Source organism: Bradyrhizobium sp. Rc2d (genome assembly GCF_900099855.1).
Classification (GTDB): domain Bacteria; phylum Pseudomonadota; class Alphaproteobacteria; order Rhizobiales; family Xanthobacteraceae; genus Bradyrhizobium.
In genome coordinates this window covers 1-18,338 of sequence record NZ_FNCU01000070.1, presented here as the reverse complement: position 1 = coordinate 18,338, position 18,338 = coordinate 1, and the positions used below count along the sequence as shown (strand labels likewise).

At 63.3% G+C, this 18,338-nt stretch carries 15 protein-coding genes and 1 pseudogene; 7 read left to right on the top strand and 9 right to left on the bottom strand.

What is annotated here, in order from left to right; all coding sequences use genetic code 11:
* The first annotated feature begins 11 nt into the window (after positions 1-11).
* The 3 genes from BLV07_RS42360 (at position 12) to BLV07_RS42350 (ending at position 3,527) form a co-directional block, all read left to right on the top strand.
* Positions 12-1,475 (top strand): GH1 family beta-glucosidase, encoded by a 1,464-nt coding sequence (locus tag BLV07_RS42360; protein WP_091898385.1) that lies wholly within the window; start codon positions 12-14, stop codon positions 1,473-1,475.
* Positions 1,476-1,709: 234 nt separating this feature from the next.
* Positions 1,710-2,942 (top strand): acetyl-CoA C-acetyltransferase, encoded by a 1,233-nt coding sequence (locus BLV07_RS42355; RefSeq protein WP_091898383.1) that lies wholly within the window; start codon positions 1,710-1,712, stop codon positions 2,940-2,942.
* 282 nt (positions 2,943-3,224) lie between these two features.
* On the top strand, positions 3,225-3,527 hold the full coding sequence (locus tag BLV07_RS42350; protein WP_084805933.1) for an HU family DNA-binding protein: 303 nt from the start codon (positions 3,225-3,227) through the stop codon (positions 3,525-3,527).
* A 72-nt stretch (positions 3,528-3,599) separates the two neighbouring features.
* On the opposite strand, the gene BLV07_RS48175 is transcribed toward BLV07_RS42350, so the two are convergent.
* The 5 genes from BLV07_RS48175 to BLV07_RS42330 all read right to left on the bottom strand — a co-directional run bounded on the left by BLV07_RS48175 (position 3,600) and on the right by BLV07_RS42330 (position 7,584).
* Complete coding sequence (locus BLV07_RS48175; protein WP_164934584.1) at positions 3,600-3,755, bottom strand: hypothetical protein; 156 nt, start codon at positions 3,753-3,755, stop codon at positions 3,600-3,602.
* A gap of 4 nt (positions 3,756-3,759) precedes the next feature.
* A complete protein-coding gene (gene lon, locus BLV07_RS42345) occupies positions 3,760-6,153 on the bottom strand; it encodes an endopeptidase La (protein WP_091898381.1) in 2,394 nt (797 codons plus the stop codon).
* Between the two features lie 8 nt (positions 6,154-6,161).
* Positions 6,162-6,545 carry an Hsp20/alpha crystallin family protein gene (locus BLV07_RS42340; RefSeq protein ID WP_011088914.1) on the bottom strand — a complete coding sequence of 128 codons (384 nt, stop codon included), beginning with the start codon at positions 6,543-6,545 and terminating at the stop codon, positions 6,162-6,164.
* A gap of 152 nt (positions 6,546-6,697) precedes the next feature.
* Positions 6,698-7,264, bottom strand: a complete 567-nt coding sequence (locus BLV07_RS42335; RefSeq protein ID WP_091898379.1) for a YciE/YciF ferroxidase family protein — start codon at positions 7,262-7,264, stop codon at positions 6,698-6,700.
* Positions 7,265-7,377: 113 nt separating this feature from the next.
* Complete coding sequence (locus tag BLV07_RS42330; protein ID WP_091898377.1) at positions 7,378-7,584, bottom strand: hypothetical protein; 207 nt, start codon at positions 7,582-7,584, stop codon at positions 7,378-7,380.
* Positions 7,585-7,670: 86 nt separating this feature from the next.
* Between BLV07_RS42330 and BLV07_RS42325 the strand changes: the two genes are divergently transcribed.
* From BLV07_RS42325 to BLV07_RS42320, 3 genes and pseudogenes are all read left to right on the top strand, one after another.
* Positions 7,671-8,297, top strand: a complete 627-nt coding sequence (locus tag BLV07_RS42325; RefSeq protein ID WP_091898375.1) for a MarC family protein — start codon at positions 7,671-7,673, stop codon at positions 8,295-8,297.
* Positions 8,298-8,461: 164 nt separating this feature from the next.
* A pseudogene (locus BLV07_RS47090) lies at positions 8,462-8,572 on the top strand (class II aldolase/adducin family protein); the annotation flags it as partial.
* A gap of 42 nt (positions 8,573-8,614) precedes the next feature.
* Entirely contained in the window at positions 8,615-10,402 is a 1,788-nt protein-coding gene (locus BLV07_RS42320; RefSeq protein WP_091898373.1) for a chloride channel protein, read from the top strand.
* Positions 10,403-10,413: 11 nt separating this feature from the next.
* Here the strand turns inward: BLV07_RS42320 and BLV07_RS42315 are convergent, their stop codons facing one another.
* Positions 10,414-10,671, bottom strand: coding sequence for a DUF2798 domain-containing protein (locus BLV07_RS42315; protein WP_091898414.1), 258 nt, complete (start codon positions 10,669-10,671; stop codon positions 10,414-10,416).
* 303 nt (positions 10,672-10,974) lie between these two features.
* Between BLV07_RS42315 and BLV07_RS42310 the strand changes: the two genes are divergently transcribed.
* Positions 10,975-11,379: a hypothetical protein gene (locus tag BLV07_RS42310; protein ID WP_091898371.1), complete on the top strand. Its 405-nt coding sequence runs from the start codon at positions 10,975-10,977 to the stop codon at positions 11,377-11,379.
* Between the two features lie 1,024 nt (positions 11,380-12,403).
* Here the strand turns inward: BLV07_RS42310 and BLV07_RS42305 are convergent.
* From BLV07_RS42305 to BLV07_RS42295, 3 genes are all read right to left on the bottom strand, one after another.
* Positions 12,404-13,774, bottom strand: a complete 1,371-nt coding sequence (locus tag BLV07_RS42305) for an HlyD family type I secretion periplasmic adaptor subunit (RefSeq protein ID WP_091898369.1) — start codon at positions 13,772-13,774, stop codon at positions 12,404-12,406.
* Between the two features lie 9 nt (positions 13,775-13,783).
* Positions 13,784-15,487, bottom strand: coding sequence for a type I secretion system permease/ATPase (locus tag BLV07_RS42300; RefSeq protein ID WP_091898367.1), 1,704 nt, complete (start codon positions 15,485-15,487; stop codon positions 13,784-13,786).
* A gap of 84 nt (positions 15,488-15,571) precedes the next feature.
* The gene (locus tag BLV07_RS42295) at positions 15,572-18,325 is read right to left on the bottom strand and encodes a beta strand repeat-containing protein (RefSeq protein WP_143035694.1); all 2,754 of its coding nucleotides are present in this window, start codon (positions 18,323-18,325) and stop codon (positions 15,572-15,574) included.
* Positions 18,326-18,338 lie beyond the last annotated feature (13 nt).

The window sequence follows — 18,338 nt, the reverse complement described above, 5'->3', positions numbered from 1 at the left end:
AGGCAGCATCAATGTCGGACAAGGTCTCGCGTCGCCAATTCGCGAAAATCGCGGGGCTGTCCGCAGCCGGAATCGCAAATCCCGTTGGGGCCGTCGAGGTCAACCCGGCACCGCCGCCGCGCGCCGGCACCGGCTTTCCGGCGGGCTTTGTCTGGGGCACGGCGACCTCGTCCTATCAGGTCGAGGGCGCGGTCAACGAGGACGGGCGCGGGGCTTCGATCTGGGACAAGTTCGTGCGCATCCCCGGCAAGATCGAGGACGGCACGACCGGCGACCGCGCCAATGAGCATTATCGCCGCTACAAGGAGGATATCGCGCTCATCAAGGAGCTCGGCTGCAAGGCCTATCGCTTTTCGGTCGCCTGGCCGCGGGTGTTTCCGGATGGCGATGGCAAGCCGAACCCGAAAGGGCTCGACTTCTACAACCGACTCGTCGACGAGCTGCTCAAGAACGGCATCGAGCCGTGGCTGACGCTCTATCATTGGGACCTGCCGCAATCGCTCCAGGATCGCTTCGGCGGCTGGCGCTCGACCGAGACCTGCAAGATCTTCGGCGACTATGCGGCCTATGTCGCCGCGCATCTGACCGACCGGGTCAACAACGTGTTCACGCTGAACGAGAGCGGCCGCTTCGTTTATTTCGGTTACGGCATTGGCATCGACGCGCCGGGCCTGACGCTGCCGCAAGCCGAGATCAACCAGATCAGGCACAACAGCGCGCTCGCGCACGGGCTCGCGGTGCAGGCCGTGCGCGCCCATGGCCGCCACGGCACCAGGGTGGGACCGGCCGAGAACATCGATGCCTGCGCGCCCGCGATCGACACGCCAGAGAACGTCCGCGCCGCTGAGATCGCGCTGCGCGAGATGAATGGCGGCTATCTCAACGTCATCATGACGGGCCAGTATACTGAGGCCTTCCTGAAATTCGCCGGGGCCAACGCGCCGAAATACACCGATGCGGAGCTGAAGATCATCTCCTCGCCGGTTGATTTCCTCGGCCTCAACATCTACGCGCCGCAGAACTACGTGGTGGCTTCCGACCAGGGGGCCGGCTTCATGCCGCTGCCGATCCCGAAATCGTTCCCGCACATGAATTCGGACTGGCTGCGCGTCGGACCCGAGACGATCTATTGGGTGCCAAAGCTGGCTGCCAAGATCTGGAAGACGGACGCGATCTATATCAGCGAGAACGGCACCTCCGGCGACGACGTCGTGAGGCCCGACGGCAAGATCTACGACACCGACCGCATCATGTATCTGCGCAACTATCTCGCCCAACTCCAGCGTGCCACCAGTGAGGGCGTGCCGGTGCGCGGCTACTTCCTCTGGAGCCTGATGGATAATTTCGAATGGGTGTACGGGCTGAACAAGCGCTTCGGCCTCTACCACGTCAATTTCGACACCCAGGTCCGCACCCCAAAGCTCAGCGCCAGCTTCTATCGCAATGTGATCGCGACCAACGCGGCGGGGGTGTGATCTCTTCGCCTCTCCCCGTTCTTACGGGGAGAGGGTCGGGGTGAGGGGCACTACCCACGAGTCCAACTGCCACCGTCCTTGCTGAAGCTCCCCCTCACCTGGATTTTCCGCTGCGCGTAAAATCCAGGCTCCCCCCGCACGCGGGGAGAGGCGAGGCGAGCCACCACGCATTGACTCACCAGTCCCCCTGATTCACAACGCCTCTCAACACCCATAAACAAGAGGACAACGCCAATGGCTGAAGCGCTGATCATCGATGCCTGCCGGACCCCGCGGGGCATCGGCAAGGCCGGCAAGGGAGCCCTCTCGGGCATTCATCCGCAGCAGCTCGGCGCAACCGTGCTGCGCGCGCTCGCCGACCGCACCGGCATCGACACCGCCGATGTCGACGACATCGTCTGGGGCTGCAGCGCGCAGGTCGCAACGCAAAGCGGCGATCTCGGCCGGATGTCGGCGCTCGATGCCGGCTATGACGTGCGCGCTAGCGCCGTGACGCTCGACCGCTTCTGCGGCTCCGGCATCACCAGCGTCAGCATGGCCGCAAGCTCGATCATGGCAGGCGCGGAAGACCTCGTCATCGCCGGCGGCTGCGAGATGATGTCGATGGAGGGACGCCGTGGCGGCGGTCCGATGATGATGGATGGCGGCAATCTGCGCCTGCGCGCGCGGCACCCGCAGTCGCATCAGGGCGTCTGTGCGGACGCGATCGCGACGCTGGAAGGCATCACGCGGCAGGACGTCGACGCGCTCGGCCTCGAAAGCCAGAAACGTGCCGCGCATGCGATCGCGACCGGCCACTTCAAGAAGAGCCTCGTGCCCGTCCACCGCGAGGACGGCAGCCTTGCGCTCGACCACGACGAGTATCCGCGCCCGCAGACCACGATGGAGGGCCTGAGCAACCTGAAGCCGGCGTTTCCGGCGATCGCCGACTACGCGCTCAACGACAAGGGCACGACCTATCGCGGCCTGATCCTGCAAAAATATCCGGACCTGAAGATCGACTTCGTGCATCACGCCGGCAACTCGTCCGGCGTCGTCGACGGCGCCGCCGCGATCCTGCTGGCCTCGCCGGCCTATGCCAAGGCGCATGGCCTCAGGCCGCGCGCCCGCGTGGTGGCGATGGCCAACATGGGGGACTCGCCGACCCTGATGCTGAACGCGCCGGTACCCGCGACGCGCAAGGTGCTGGCGAAGGCCGGGCTGACCATCGACGACATCGACCTGTTCGAGATCAACGAGGCCTTTGCTGTGGTTGCGGAAAAATACATCCGTGATCTCAAGCTCGACCGCGCCAAGGTCAACGTCAATGGCGGCTCGATCGCGCTCGGCCATCCCATCGGCGCGACCGGCACGATCCTGATCGGCACCGTGCTCGACGAGCTCGAACGGCGCGACCTCAAGCGCGGTCTCGTCACCATGTGCGCGGCCGGCGGCATGGCGCCGGCGGTCATCATCGAGCGCATCTAACCCTTATTTTTCAGGGTGAATCGCGACCGGCCTCCGGCAAAGAGGCCGGTCGTCGCTTGTCGAAAGCATCGAATCAGCTTTAGCAAGGTGGCTTGCGGGCCTTTGAAACAAGGCAAAAACCGCTGCCTGAGGCTCCTTTCGCTCCGGAAGCAGCTAAAATGCAGGGTTTTTTGTCACAGAGGGCCAAAAAAGCCCGTAAAAACGCGATAAAACTGTGAAGAAGGCTATAGGCCTTCGCCGCTTGGTCTAATATGCAACCGGCAACGAATCAGAGGAGACACGATGCCAACCCAAATGTCCAAATCGCAGCTGATCGAAAAGATTGCGACCGCCACCGAGCTTTCCAAGCGTGACGTCAAGAGCGTCATGGAGACGCTGACCGACGTCGGTCACAAGGAGCTCAAGAAGAACGGCCTGTTCCTGGTGCCGGGCTTCGCCAAGTTCGTGGTCATCAAGAAGCCCGCCACCAAGGCGCGCAAGGGCACCAACCCGTTCACGGGTGAAGAGATGATGTTCAAGGCCAAGCCGGCCCGGAAGATCGTCCGCGCCCGCCCGGTCAAGGCTGCCAAGGACGCCGTGGCCTGACAACGCAAAGGCCCCCTCGGGTAGGAGGGGGCCTTTTATTTGGGGCTGCCGCGAGGGCTCGAGACGGAGGGCTCAACCCTTGCGGCGCTTCACCCGGACCGGGACCGGCTGAAGCCGCGGTCCTGGCGCCGCCAGCGCATCGCGAACCCGGTCGATGGCGCGATCGAGCAGCTGGCGCAGCCGCTGCGTTTTCCGTGATCGCTTCGCTCTTTCCAGCAATCCGCTCATCGCATTACTCCGCTGCCTCGACCTTGGCATCGGCCGGCTCGAGCGCCGCGGCGATGGCTTCGTCCACGCGTTCCAGCCAGATGAATTCGAGGTTGTCCCGCGCGCTCTTCGGGATGTCGTCGTAATCCCGCTTGTTGCGCGCCGGCAGCATCACCCGCTTCAATCCGGCCGCGGCCGCAGCCACCACCTTCTCCTTGATGCCGCCGACCGGCAGCACCAGGCCGCGCAGCGAGATCTCGCCGGTCATCGCGGTGTCGCTGCGCACCGTGCGATTGGTGAGCAGGGACGTCAGCGCCGTGAACATCGCAACGCCCGCGCTCGGCCCGTCCTTCGGGGTCGCGCCCGCGGGAACGTGAACGTGGATGTCGCTCTTCTCGAACAGCTGCGGATCGATGCCGAGCTGGGTGGCTCGGCTCTTCACCAGCGTCAGCGCAGCTTGCACGCTCTCGCGCATGACGTCGCCGAGCTGACCGGTCAGGATCAGCCCGCCCCGGCCGGGCACGCGCGAGGCCTCGATGAACAGGATGTCGCCGCCGACCGGCGTCCAGGCGAGGCCGGTGGCAACGCCGGGAACGCTGGTGCGTAGCGCGATCTCGCCCTCGAAGCGCGGCTGGCCGAGCACGGTGGCGATGTCTTTCGGGCTCACCACGACCTTCGCGGTCGTGCCCTCGGCGACCTGCACCGCGGCATGCCGGAACACCTTGCCGATCTCGCGCTCGAGGTTACGCACGCCGGCCTCGCGGGTGTAGCTCTTGACGATCAGCTTCAGCGCCTCCGGCTCGATCTCGGCCTGTTCGGCCGAGAGGCCGTTGGCCTCCAGCTGGCGCCGCACCAGGTAGCGCCGCGCGATCTCCAGCTTCTCCTCCTCGGTGTAGCCGGCGAGGCTGATCAGCTCCATGCGGTCGAGCAGCGGACCCGGGATCTGGTCCAGCATGTTGGCGGTCGCGATGAACACCACGCGCGACAGGTCGAAGGGCACGCCCAGGTAATTGTCCCGGAACGTCCCGTTCTGTTCGGGGTCGAGCACCTCCAGCATCGCGGCGGAAGGATCGCCCTGCACACCGCGGCCCATCTTGTCGATCTCGTCCAGCATCATCACGCAGTTGCGGGCGCCCGCCTTCTTGATGCCCTGGATGATGTTGCCGGGCAGCGCGCCGATATAGGTGCGCCGGTGGCCGCGGATCTCCGCCTCGTCATGCACGCCGCCGAGGCTGACGCGTACGAAGGGGCGATCCATCGCGCGTGCGATGGATTGGCCGAGCGAGGTCTTGCCGACGCCGGGCGGGCCGACGAAGCACAGGATCGGCGCCTTGCCCTGCGGAGCGAGCTTGCGCACCGCCAGATATTCGATGATCCGGCTCTTGATCTTCTCGAGGCCGAAATGGTCGTCATCGAGGATGCGGCGCGCCTCCTTGATGTCGATCGGCTTCTCCGCGGGCAGCGCCCAGGGCAGCTCGATCAGCCAGTCGAGATAGGTGCGGACCATGCCGGCTTCACCGGCGGCCTCCGGCATGCGCTCGTAGCGGCGCAGCTCCTTCTTGGCGTGCGCATCCGCCTCGGGCGGCATGTTGGCCTTGGCGATGGCAGCCGTCAGCTCGGCGACCTCGGCCGCCTTGCCGTCGCCTTCGCCGAGCTGGCGCTGGATGGTCGCCATCTGCTCGCGCAGGATCGCCTCGCGCTGCCGCTCGTCGAAGCTGGCGCGGGTCTTCTGGCCGATTTCGTTGCTGATGCGCAGCACCTCCAGCCGTTCGGCCAGGTGCTTCGACACCTTCTCGACGCGCAAGGCGAGGTCGATGGTCTCCAGCACCTCCTGCTTGTCCTGCGGCTTGATGTCCATGAACGAGGTCGCCAGGTCCGCCAGCGCGCCGGGCGCGCTGGTGCCCTGGAACATCGCGGCCAGCTCGGGCGGGGCCTGCGGCAGCAGCTCGATCGCCTCGATGGCCAGGCGCTGCAGGTTCAGCGCGCGTGCCTCGATCTCGGGCGAGGTCGTGGTCGGCTCGGGGATCTGCTGGATGCGCGCGGCCGGGAACGGCGTCCCCGGCAGGAAGTCGAGGATGCGCGCGCGCTGCACGCCCTGGCAGACGATGTGGTGAGTGCCGTCGGGCGCGGTGATGTAGCGCACGATATTGGCGATGGTCGCGACCCGGTAGAGGTCGTCCGGGCCGGGCTCGTCGATCTCGGGGCTGCGTTGCAGGACGATGCCGACCGGCCGCTGCTCGCGCAGCGCCTGCTGTGCGGCGGCGATGGACTTTGCCCGGCCGATCGAAATCGGCGCGATCGCACCGGGGAACAGCACCATCTCGCGCACGGGGATGATAATCAGTGCGTCTTCGGGGATCTTCACGTCGGAGTTGTTTTGGGAATCGGTCTGGGCGTTATTCATCTGTTCGGTGGCCATGATCGACCTCAGGATTTGGCGAGACGCAGCGCAACGCAGCCGTCCATCACGAAGCGGCTGATGGCGTAGCGGCCAAGGGGGAGCGCGATGCGCCGCTCGAAGCGGCCCTGCGGTAGCTCGAGCCGGTGGATGCGGGCGTTGCGAAGCTCCGGCGGAAGGGTGCGCTGGCCGGAGATGACGAGCGCGCCGTCATGGATCACCGTCTCGACATTGTCCGGATTGACGCCGGGAAGCGCGACCAGAATCAGGAGCTCATGCTCGGTTTCGAGCACGTCGATCGGCGGCTCCCAACAGGCTTCCTGGCGGCCGAACTGCTGGCGCAGCCGTTCGGCGCGGGTCAGCGAGTCCAGGGCTTCGGACAGCATCCAGTCGAGGGGATTTTTGGGTTGCATGATGCGGACTCGGCGGTGGGAAAGGCTGCATATGGGGCGGGTTCCGCGGAAATCCAGCCCGACGACGCGGGCGTGCCATGCGCCATCGTGTGATCCCGAACAGGCAAACGCCGCGGCCCGGACCGCGGCGTCTTTCCTTGCGCGCGTGCGGCTCAGGCCGCCGCGCGGTACTCGTCTTCCGCTTCGAGGTTGATCACGGACGTCGCTAGCTCGGTCAGCGTGTGGTCGGTCGCCTCTTCCTCGTGCAACGTCTCCTGGAGCAGCCTCGCCGCATCCTGCATGCCGAGCTCCTCGGCCCAGGTCCGCAGCGTGCCGTAGCGGGAGATTTCGTAGTGCTCCACGGCTTGCGCCGCCGCGAGCAGACCGGCGTCGAGGGCAGGGGCGTTCTTGAACGCCTTCATGATCTCGGCGCCCTCGTCGGTGATGCCGTTGATGGCCTCGCAAGTCTTGCCACGTGCGGGCTTGCCCAGCATCTTGAAGACCTGGTCGAGACGTTTGACCTGGCCCTGGGTCTCGCGCAGATGCTTGTTGAAGGCCGCCGCAAGATCCTTCGAATGCGCAGCCTTGGCCATCTTCGGCAGCGTCTTGATGATCTTGTTCTCCGCGAAATAGATGTCCTTCAGCGTCTCCAGGAACAGGTCGCTGAGCATCTTCGGCGCCTGACGCGGTCGGCGCGCCGCGGTCTTCTTGGTTGTGCGTTTCTTCGCTCGTTTAGCCATACGTCCTCCTCTTGAGGTCACACGGGAAGGCGTCGCCTCCCTCAATCCTCAGCCGGTCAAAGCCCTTGGAAAAACGAAAGTTCCAAACTGCAACCGGCGCTCACGGCGATCTCTCAGGTTGGATGCTTGTAGGGATCCTCCTGCCGTTGCCGGGCCTCGGTGTTGCGGTCGAGCTGCGCGCGTTCGCTGCGCCGCAGGCGTCCGGCCTTCATCACGCCGTAGACGAGGACCGCGCCGAGCAGGAAGGCTCCAATGAACCAGAGCCAGAGCAGGTTGGCCGAGAGATGGCCGAGCAGCATTCCGATTCCACTGTCGCTCATTGATCGTCTCCAGTGATTTCCAAAATGGTTCTGCCGGGCTAAGTCAGTCCGCCTGCCATCGTTCCTTCCGCGGAGCCTCCCGAGACATGATCGATTTCGCCCTGTCGGCCTTCGTGACGCTGCTGCTGGTGGTCGATCCCGTCGGCCTTGCGCCGGCCTTTCTGGCCGCCACCGCCGGCATGCCCGACAAGATCAAGCGAACGGTCGCGTTGCGGGCGCCGCTGATCGCTGCCTCGATCCTGGTCGTGATCGCGCTGGTCGGAAACGGCCTGCTCCGCCAGCTCGGGATCGGCATTCCCGCCTTCCAGATCGCCGGCGGGCTGCTGCTGTTCGGTGTCTCGTATCAGATGATCTTCGGTGACCGTCCGCATCGCGAGGCCCGGGAGGCCGACAAGGCGACATCCGAGCATGCCTCCGATGTCGCGGTGTTTCCGCTCGCCATTCCCATGATGGCCGGCCCCGGCGCGATCGCGACCACGCTGCTGCTGGCGGGCGATGCCGGCTATGGGGCGAGGCTCGTGATCATCATCGCCGTGGTGCTCTCGGTCTGCCTGCTCTGCATGCTGTGCTTCGTCTCCGCGAGCCTGATCGCCCGTACCCTCGGGCGCACCGGAAATGCCGTGCTCTCGCGCGTGCTGGGCATGCTGCTCGCCGCTTATTCGGTGCAGTTCGTCATCAACGGCATTGCAGCCGTTCGGGCGAGCCTGTCGTAGGGGTGCGACAATCTGTTAATTTATTGATTTTACGGTTCATTTCGAGGAGCCGCGGATCCGTCGGCAAGATGGCGCCCGATCAGGTCGCTTTCGCTTGCACTGCGACATTGCTTTGCCGTACTTCCCCTCTGACGTTCATCGCCAAGAAGCCGAGAAGAAGAGAGATGTCGATGACAGCGGACGAGCTCGACAAGAGACAGGCCATCATCGACGCCTGCCGCCGCATGAATGCGCTCGGCATCCACCAGGGCACCTCTGGCAATATCAGCGTCCGCATGGCCGGCTACGGCCTGTCGGAAGGGTAGGGCGGGCAGAAGGTGTTCGTTCGAATCAGACATCTGATCGATAGCAAGAGAACGAACCGCACCATGGTTCGGCTGCGTGCCCTGCTGCGCAGCAACGAGTTCTACCTGATCCCGCTCGCACTCGTGATCGGCACGCTGGCGGGCGCGATCGTGACGCTGATGGCCGAGATCGCCCAGATCGCGCACGTCGTGATCTACGGCATCCCCGTCGATGTCCGCCTCTCGTCCAATGCGAGCGTCAGTCCCTGGGCGGCACTGATCGCGCCGGCGCTCGGCGGGTTCTCGCTCGGCATCATGGAATGGTCGCGGCGGCGCATGAAGATCTCGAACGCGGTCGACCCGATCGAGGCCAACGCGCTGCGCGGCGGCAATCTCTCGATGCGCGACAGCCTGGTGGTGTCGAGCCAGACCTTGATCTCCAACGGCTGCGGCGCTTCGGTCGGCCTCGAAGCCGGCTATACCCAGATCGGCTCAGGTATCGCCGCGCTGCTCGGCAAGTTTTTCAATCTCCGCCGTAACGATATGCGCCTGATGGTCGGCTGCGGCGCTGCCGCCGCGATCGCGGCGGCGTTCGGCGCGCCGATCACCGGCGCCTTCTACGCCTGTGAGCTGATCGTCGGCGTCTATTCGGTCGGCAGTGCCGCTCCGATCCTGGCGGCCTCGCTCGCGGGCGCCCTGACCGCGCAATGGCTGGGCGGCGCGCCGTACTCGCTGGAGATACCGAAGGTCAGCGCCGTCGGTGTCGAGCAGTACCTGGCCCTGATCGGGCTTGCCCTCGTCACCAGCGGCGTCGGCATCGCCGTGATGCGCTCCTCGCCGACGTTCGAGCGCCTGTTCGCCTGGATGCCGGTCTGGCTGCGTCCGGTGATCGGCGGCCTCATCGTCGGCGGCTTCGCGATTGTCACGCCGCAGGTGCTGGCCGCCGGCCACGGCGCCATGGTGCTCGATCTCTTTCACGACATGACGATCGGCCTGATCGCGCTGATCATCGCCCTGAAGGTGACGGCCTGCCTGATCTCGCTCGCCTCGGGCTTCCGTGGCGGCCTGTTCTTCGCCTCGCTGTTCGTCGGCAGCCTGATCGGCAAGTTTTTTGCCGCGCTGCTGCTCTTGATCAGCCCGAACTTCGTGATCGATCCGCTGGTCGCGATGCTGACCGGCATGGCGACGCTCGGCGTCGCCATCGTCGGCGGCCCCTTGACCATGTCGTTCCTCGTTCTCGAGATGACGCGCAATGTCGACGTCACCGCCGTGGTGCTGGCCGGCTGCATCGTTACCTCGATCTGCGTCCGTTTCATGTTCGGCCACTCCTTCTCGACCTGGCGCCTGCATCTGCGCGGCGAGACCATCCGCAGCGCCAACGACGTCGGCTGGCTGCGCAATCTCACCGTCGAGCGGCTGATGCGCTCGGACGTCGGCAAGGTGCCGTCGACCACGACGATCGCGGCCGTGCGCCGCGAATTCGCGCTGGGCTCGCGGCCTGGTATCGTCATCGTCAATAATGCGGACGAATATGTCGGCCTCGTCCTGCTGCCCGACCTGTTCTCCAGCGATCTCGACACCATCGCCGACGAAATCCAGGTGATCGAGCTCGCCCGCCTGATCGACATCGTGCTGATCCCGGAAATGAACGTGAAGTCGGCGATGGCGGTGTTCGACGAGGCCGAAGCCGAGATGCTGGCGGTGGTCGATTCCACCGACAGCCGCAAGGTGGTCGGCTTCCTCACCGAGAACTTCGCGCGCCGCCGCTATGTCGAGGAGATCGACAAGGCGACGCGCGGCGTGCTGGGGGCGCTGTCGTAGGGGCGCTCCGGCTATTGGCCTGGTTGAGGTGGGGCGGCGACGAGGCAGGCCACGATCCGGCGGACCAGCGGCAGCACCACGAGCAGCGTCGGGAAAGCGACGAGCCATGACAGCCCCCAGGCGCCGGGCCAGGTTGCCAGGAAGGCCGGCGTTGCGCCGAGGCTTCGCAGCGTCGAAATGACTGACACCACCGCCGTCATGAGGATGGACAGCACGAATGGCATCACGATCGGCGCATAGCGCGCCGGCAGTTTACGAACCGCAATCATCTGATTTCTTTCGAGGAAAAAGGACGCGTCGATCACATTGAACCTTCGAAAATGGCATCGATTCCGACGGCGTCGGTTGATGCGTTGGTTCACGTGACACGCTTACGGCGACCGAAAAACGGCGCGGCTGTTCATTATCCGCTCAGGTTGGATGGTTCAAGCTGGATCTGATCGTTCGGTTTACAATCGTTCAAGGCGTGGCAGATCGCCGCGATCAGGAAACCATTTCAGTGGTTTGCGAGTTACGTGTCGTTGCTTATGTCGCTTTGGCGAGAACAGAGGCGAGAATAGAGGAAGGTCAAAATGAGCGAAGGACCGATGATTCCCGCAGCCCGCCGCAACATGGTCCTGGCCGCGTTCGCAAGCCTGGCAATGGTCGCAGCCCCCGTATCGCCCTCGGCAGCGGCGTCCTCAGCACCGGCCACGGCGGTGTCCGCAAAGAGTGTCACGGCAGGGCAGGGCTCCTCCGACGTTACTGATTTCAGCGCCGCCCGACGCCGCCATTACTATCGACGCGGGCCGAACGCCGCAGGTCTCGCCTTCATGGGCATGGCGGCGGGTCTGATCGGAGGCGCGATCGCCGAGAGTCAGCGCCGCGAGTACTATGAGAACCGCTATTATTATGGCCCGGGTCCTTACTACGGCGGCCCGGGCTATTACGGCGGCGGTCCTTATTACGGTCCGCGCTACTATTACCAGCCATATTAAACGATCGTTTTCGTCTTAAGCGGTCGTTTTCGCCCAAAAGGGGTGGTGCTTTGCACCGCCCCTTATTGCTGTGTCGCCCCTCAGTCAATCCCAGCTCGCAAAAATATTCACCTTTACCGAAATTCGGATTTGTCGTATGTGTCGCCCATCCCGGCTCACCCTTGAGGGGCGATCATGTGTCGTGATGATCGTAGAGTCGGGCTTGCGGTGGACGCGGCAGCGTCGGGCGCGAGAGCTAAGGGCAGGGCGGATTGCTCTCCGTGAGCCCTAAGGCTTCGCGCGGACGGACGGCGCTGTCAGGTTCGTCGCGCCAGCATTTCGATGGCAACGTGCACAACGCCGTCGAACCCTGTGGCGCAGGCGAACCGCGCGTACGGCAAAACCGTGTGGTCCTTGCTGCAAGCGCTATCTTTGGCCGCGTGAAATTGGCTTAAATTGAATGATTCTCAATAACCTAGAGAGCATTTGCCTACTGAAGTCACTCAGGAGACTTCTGCCGAGGTGCTAACAGGCCTCGGCAAGGCAAAGGCCAATCAGAGAAGGCATTGGAGATCAGTAGGCAAATTGAAGCTGTCAGCAAGGCATTTGCAGCTTGCAAACCCGCTATAGAATACGCTTGGACGACCACAACATCCGAAGAAAATGCCAAGGCAGCTGAGAAGCTACGCGCCGCGGGGCAACTCCTTCTCATCGGGATCCAGGAAGCCGGTCCCCTTGTGCGATGAATGTCGCATGGTCGGCTTCGTTGTTAAGAACGATTGACGCATCGACTTCACTGCCACGCATGCTTTTGCGCGTTGGTGCGTTTCCGCACCGGCGTTTAGGACCACTTGCCGTCGGCGATATTGCACGCGGCTTGATCGGCTTCCATTTTGGTGGTTTCTCGCCTGCAAGCAGCTTCTTAAGTTGCGAGCATAGCAGCTGCTGCGGCCGGCACTGGAGTGGTTTAGATCTATGAAGGCCGCTAAAAGGATTTGGCCGCGTCGCGGCTGTTGCTGCCTCTTCGATCACCCGCGCGGTCGCGTTATTTCTGTCGGAACGATTGATTGAATGACATTGCGAGCGGCCCGACGATGTACTCGAACGCGGTTCGTTGAATGGTCGGGATCATAACAGTCGCCGGCATCCCAGGATACAAGCGAATGTTCGGCATGCCCGTCAGTTCAGCCTGGTTAATCCGGACAAAGGCCGTGTAGTACGACGCATTCGTCTTTGGATCAGTGAGGCGGTCGGCCGAGACCTGAATGACGTCGCCATGAATGATTGGGACAATGCGCTGCTTGTAGGCGGTGAGATGGACTTCAGCCCGCATATCGGGATGCACGTCGCTGATGTCCTCGACGGCAATTTGTGCTTCGATGGTGAGTGCGTCCTCAGCCGGCACGATATCGAGGATCCTATCGCCGCGCTGGATGACGCCTCCGACGGCGAATACGCTCAATCCCACCACCCGGCCGGTATAGGGCGCCCGAATTTCCATGCGACCAAGTACCGATTTTGCACTCAGCGCCTTCGGAATGACCTCGAGCAATCTGGCCTGCGTGTCGCGCAGATCCTTGGTGACATCTGTCATCCGATCATTGTCGAGTTGGGCGATCTGCTGCTCCTGTTCGGCGATCGCCTGGCGCGCCTTCGCGATGCTGGCTTTTGTGTCGGCGATCTGGCCTTCCAAACCGTACGCCGTTCGCTCCAGCTGGAGAATTCGCGGGCGGGCAATCAGGCCTCGTTCAACAAGCGGGGCTATATCCTGTGCCTCGTTGCGGACAGAGTTTATCTGGTCGGTGAAAGCCTTGACCTGAGCCTCCGCGCCCACGATCTGCGACCCAAGCTGGTTGATCTTCTCGCGAATGACGCTTCGTTGCCCCTCGAGTGACGCTCGCCGACTTTCGAACTGATTATGCTGACCGCTCCAAACGCTCTTGAAATAGGGGTCATCAGAGCGCGCTCTCAAGTCGTTCGGCATAGCCAGCTCGGATTCATGATCGAGCTCCGTCAGGAGCCGCACTTCCGTCGCACGAAGCACGGCGTATTGTTGCGTGAGTACCTCGTACTCAGCACGAGCCTGCGTATCGTCCAGGACGATCAGGACATCACCCGCCAGCACCCGTTCCCCTTCCCGAACGTGCAATTCCTTGACAATGCCGCCGTCGAGGTGCTGGACGCTCTTGCGGTTGCCATCGACCTTGATGACCGCATTGGCAACCACGGCGCCGTTAAGCGGCGCCGTCACCGCCCAAGTGCCGATACCGCCAAAAAAGATGACGATGATCAGCCATCCCGTGAGCGCCACGCCACGAATGGAGTCGTTCGGCGCATTCTCCCTCGACCGCTCGCTCGTCCAGTCCGGCGCCGCAGCGAGTTGTTTCGATCGGCTTGCAAATTCCAACAGGGCCATGGCCACGTCCTAACCCGCCGTTTCACGGACCGTGTGGACCGGTACAGGCCGCGTCAGGCGGGCCAGGATCTCGGCACGTGGTCCGAACATCTCGACGACGCCTTCGCGGAGCACCAGAATCTTGTCGGCCACGCCGATGGTGGCCGGCCGATGGGAAATAATCACCACTGTCGTTCCGCGCTTCTTGAGTTGCATGATGCAATCGGCGAGAGCGGCATCGCCGTCCGAGTCCAGATTCGAGCTCGGCTCGTCAAGCACAACAAGGCTGGGATTGCCGTATACCGCCCGTGCAAGACCAATACGCTGACGATAGCCTCCGGACAGGACCGCGCCGCCTTCCCCAACATGGCTGTCATAGCCTTGGGGAAGTCGCAAGATCATGTCGTGAACCCCGGCCATACGCGCCGCCAAGATGATCTGTTGATCTGCCCCGGCATTGAACCGGCAGATATTTGCCGCAACGGTGTCGGCAAACAGTTCGACGTCCTGCGGCAGGTAGCCGAGATGGCCGCCGAGCGAGGTCTTGATCCAGGTCGAAACATTGGCTCCGTCGATGCGAATCGTGCCCGCCGATGGGGCCTGCACGCCCACGATGTGGCGCGCGAGTGTGGATTTACCGGCGCCGGACGGGCCGATGATTCCGAGCACTTCGCCTGGTTCGATCTGAAAGGTGACGCCCCGGAGGATCGGCTTCGCAACACCTGATGCGACGCAGGACACCGATTCGAGAGACAGGCGGCCCTCCGGTCTCGGCAGCGTGAGCAGGGCTTCCTGCGCGTGATGAGCCGCCAACAGCTCGCGCAGACGCAAGAATGCACCGCGCGCCGAGATCAGTCCGCGCCATGATCCAACGATCTGCTCCACCGGCTGCAAGGCGCGGCCAAGCAGGATGCTTGCGGCAAACATCGCCCCGGCGGTCGTCAGCCGCTCGATCACGAGGTAGGCGCCGAGACCAAGGATCAAGGATTGCATTGCAAGTCGCAGAAAGCGGATCAGGCTCTGCATTGTGGCCGCGCGATCGCTTGCGACCGCCTGGCGCTCGAGCATTCGGTTGCGATCGCGGCTCCAGCGCTTCAAAAGCCCTGCCGTCATGCCCATCGCGCGCACCACTTCAGTGTTGCGCAGGCTCATCTCCGTGAAATTGTAGTTTCGGCTTGCCGCCTCATTCGACTCCGACAACGGCGACTTGACGATGCATTCGTTGAGGACGGCCATCAGGATCAGGATAATCGAACATGCCAGCGCAAACATGCCCAGCGCGGGATGCAAACCAAAGATCACCACGATATAGATCGGCGTCCAGGGCAGATCGAGGATGGCATGAACTCCGGTGCCAGTGATGAACTGGCGGAAGGTGTCGAAATCGCGCAGCAGATGGCTGCGCGCACCGCCGGTAGCGCGATCGATGATGGCGGTCATGACATTGGGCGCGATGTCGCGGTCGAGACGGAGGCTGGTGCGCGTCAGCACCCGAACGCGTACCGTGTCAAGGCCTGCGAGGGTCGCGAGTGCCAGCAACAGCGCAATCGTGAGCATGACCAGGGTAATTTCGCTGGCGCTCGAGATGACCCGGTCATAAATCTGCAGCATGTACAATGGCCCGGCCAGATAGAGCAGATTGATCGCCAGGCTGAATAGAGCTGCGGTGACGAAGGGCCCCTGAGAGGGCTTCAGCAGGCGCCGCAGCTGATCATGTGTTTGGGACGGGGTCATCAAATCCGGTACCTCAAAAGCGCAGAATGAAATCGTCGCAGCGCGCATCGCCCGGAACGCCGGCAGCTGGCACTTGCATGCTGCTCAGGCGACGTGGTGCGGGTCATAGACGATCGTGGTTCCACTCGTTGCGTCTCCTTTCGTGGTGAAACCTGTCGGATCATATTGGCCGAGCAGCACGATGTTCGCGGTGTGAGCGCCATCCGACACTGTCAGGGTGCCGCCGGTGCCCGCCTGGTTCCCGACGAAGCTCAGGGTCGTCTCAGCACCAAAGCTGACATCCTTGAGATCAATATCATCGTCAGCTGTCAGTCCGCTCACCGTTCCCGTGAAATGGAAGGCATCGTCCAGGACCAAGTGGCCGGTGGCATCTGCATCCAAGATGACATCGACGCTGGAAGCCGCTCCAAACTCGATCGTGCCGGTGCCGCTGATCTCCGCGTCACCGGAGCCGCTGACCTCGCCGAGCGCCGTAACGCTGGCACCGTTCGCCCATAACAGACCCGTATTGGCGACCGCGCTGTTGATCAAGAGACCGCCGCTGCCGGTGGCCTCCAACGTCCCGGCGTTCGCGATCACGTTGGTCCCGGTGTCGATCACCAGCGCATGGCTCCCATTGGCGAGGATAGTGCCCTCGTTGCTGAGCGTCAGGCTGCATTGCCCCAGCTGGCCGGCTCCAGAGATCGTGTTGTCGACGTTGTCGAGGATCACGTCCGACGCCGTACCGGCGATGATGTTGTGGTCATCATCCGACAGAATGACATGTCCGGCGCCCTCCAGCTTGAGACCGGTCTGGATGAGTTGCAGCAGCGTGTCGTTGCCGCATGCCTGCAACTCGATGGTGCCGGTGTTGTCGACGATGCCGGAGAGCGGCAGCATCGCGCCATCGCCGACGGTCATCGCGCCCGGGTTCTGGACGGTCGGGCTGACATCGAATTCGAAGTTCGCCTCCGTCAGGTCCGCCGTATGCACGCCATCCAATATAATCGTCTGGCCGTCGCCCAGCGTGATGACGGCATTGCCGTTGGCGTCATCGGCGCTGTGGGCCTGAACATCGCTGAAGCTCTGCCAGCCGTAGCTGATCAGGTCGACAACGTCGGACGAGACGTCAAAGCTGTAGACCTTGTCGTTCCCGATCGGTTGCGAGAACACCAGGGTGTCATGGCCGCTTGATGCGGTCAGCGTATCGTCGCCCGACCAGGCGAAGATGGGCGAGCCTGGGGCGTAGGCTTCCAGATTGTCCAGGATCGTCGCTGTCCCGATGCTGCCATCCGCATTGGTCCATTGCTCTGCCACGTTCAGCACGAAGGCCCCGACGTAGTCTGCGGCGGTCGTGACGGTCAGCGAGCTGAGATTGCTCGTTGTGATCGACCACGAGCCATCTGGGTTGTGGGTAGTCCCACTGATCGAGCACCCCTCCAGCATCCCGGTGATGGTCAGCGTCACCTCTGCCATTCCTCCAGTCGGGTCACTCAAGCCGAGGTTGATGGGCGATCCAGCGACACCGGCCGGAGCCGAGAATTTTGTGCTCCCGCCGCTTCCACCATTAGTGTTGAAGGTCACGGCATCAAATACGGTGGTCGAAAGGTTGGCATTGTCCGTCACGACCGCGCTGATCTTATGCGTGTCGTTGTTGATGGTCGCAAACGGAGCCAGTCCATCTGTAAACGTATGAACATAGTTGCCGTTCACGATATCAGCCGCGGTGAACGTATAGATCAGGACTGGCTGGTTTGCAGTGCCACTCCCAGAAAGTGTTATCGTGTCAAACAGCTGAACCGTCTTGATGCCGCTCGCATCGGACGCCGCCACCGTGAAGGTGGAGGTCTGATGGCTCTGGCTCAATGCATGAGATACCGAGGCGGTCGGCGGCGTTGTATCCGGTTGCGTCACGGCAACGCTGAAGGTCTGCTGACTGCTCAGCGTGCCATCGGATGCCTGCACGGTTACGGAGTAGCTGTGAGATGATCCGCTGCCGGCATAACTTATCTTGCTCGGATCGGCGACGGTCACCACGCCGGTGGTCGCATTGATGGCAAACCCGCCATTGGAGGTGTCGCCCACCAGGCTGTAGCTCACCGCCGGCCCGTTGACATCAGTTGCCGACGCGGTGAGGCCGACGCTCGTTCCCGCCGCGGCGCCCTCGGCCACCGTGTTGGTGGCCGCATTGCCATCGACCGGCGTTGACGGCGCCACGTCCGTCACGGCGATGCTGAAGGTCTGCTGGCTGTTCAGCGTGCCATCCGAGGTCTGCACCGTCACAGAATAAGCGTGACTCGCCGCGCTCTCGTAATTGATCTTGCTCGGATCGGCGACAGTGACTACGCCGGTGGTCGAGTTGATGGTGAAGCCTCCGCCTGAGGTGTCGCTGGCCAGCGCGTAGGTCACCAAGGGTCCGTCGACATCTGTCGCCGACGCGGTGATGCCCACCGTCGTGCCGGCCGCGGCTCCTTCAGCCACGGAGTTGGCCGCCGCATTGCTGTCGGTAGCCGTTAATGGCGCATCGTTGATGCCGGTGATCGTCACCGTGACGGTGCCTGTGGCGGTGCCGTCCTGGCTGGTGACCGTGAACTGATCCTGCATCTGCTGGCCGGCGGTGAGCTCATTGTGGGCACCATTGCCGGTGTAGCTCCAGGCGCCGTTGGCATCGATGCTGAAGTCGCCATAGGTCCCGTGCAGGTTGGTCTGCGCGACGACGTGGGCTTCGCCCGTGTCCGGGTCGCTGATGGTGAGCTGGCCGCTGGTGTTCAGCGCCGACGCGGTGTCGCCCTCCGTGACGGACCTGGAGTCCGACGAGACCGTTGCCGCATCGTTGGTGCCGGTGATCGTCACCGTCACGGTGCCTGTGGCG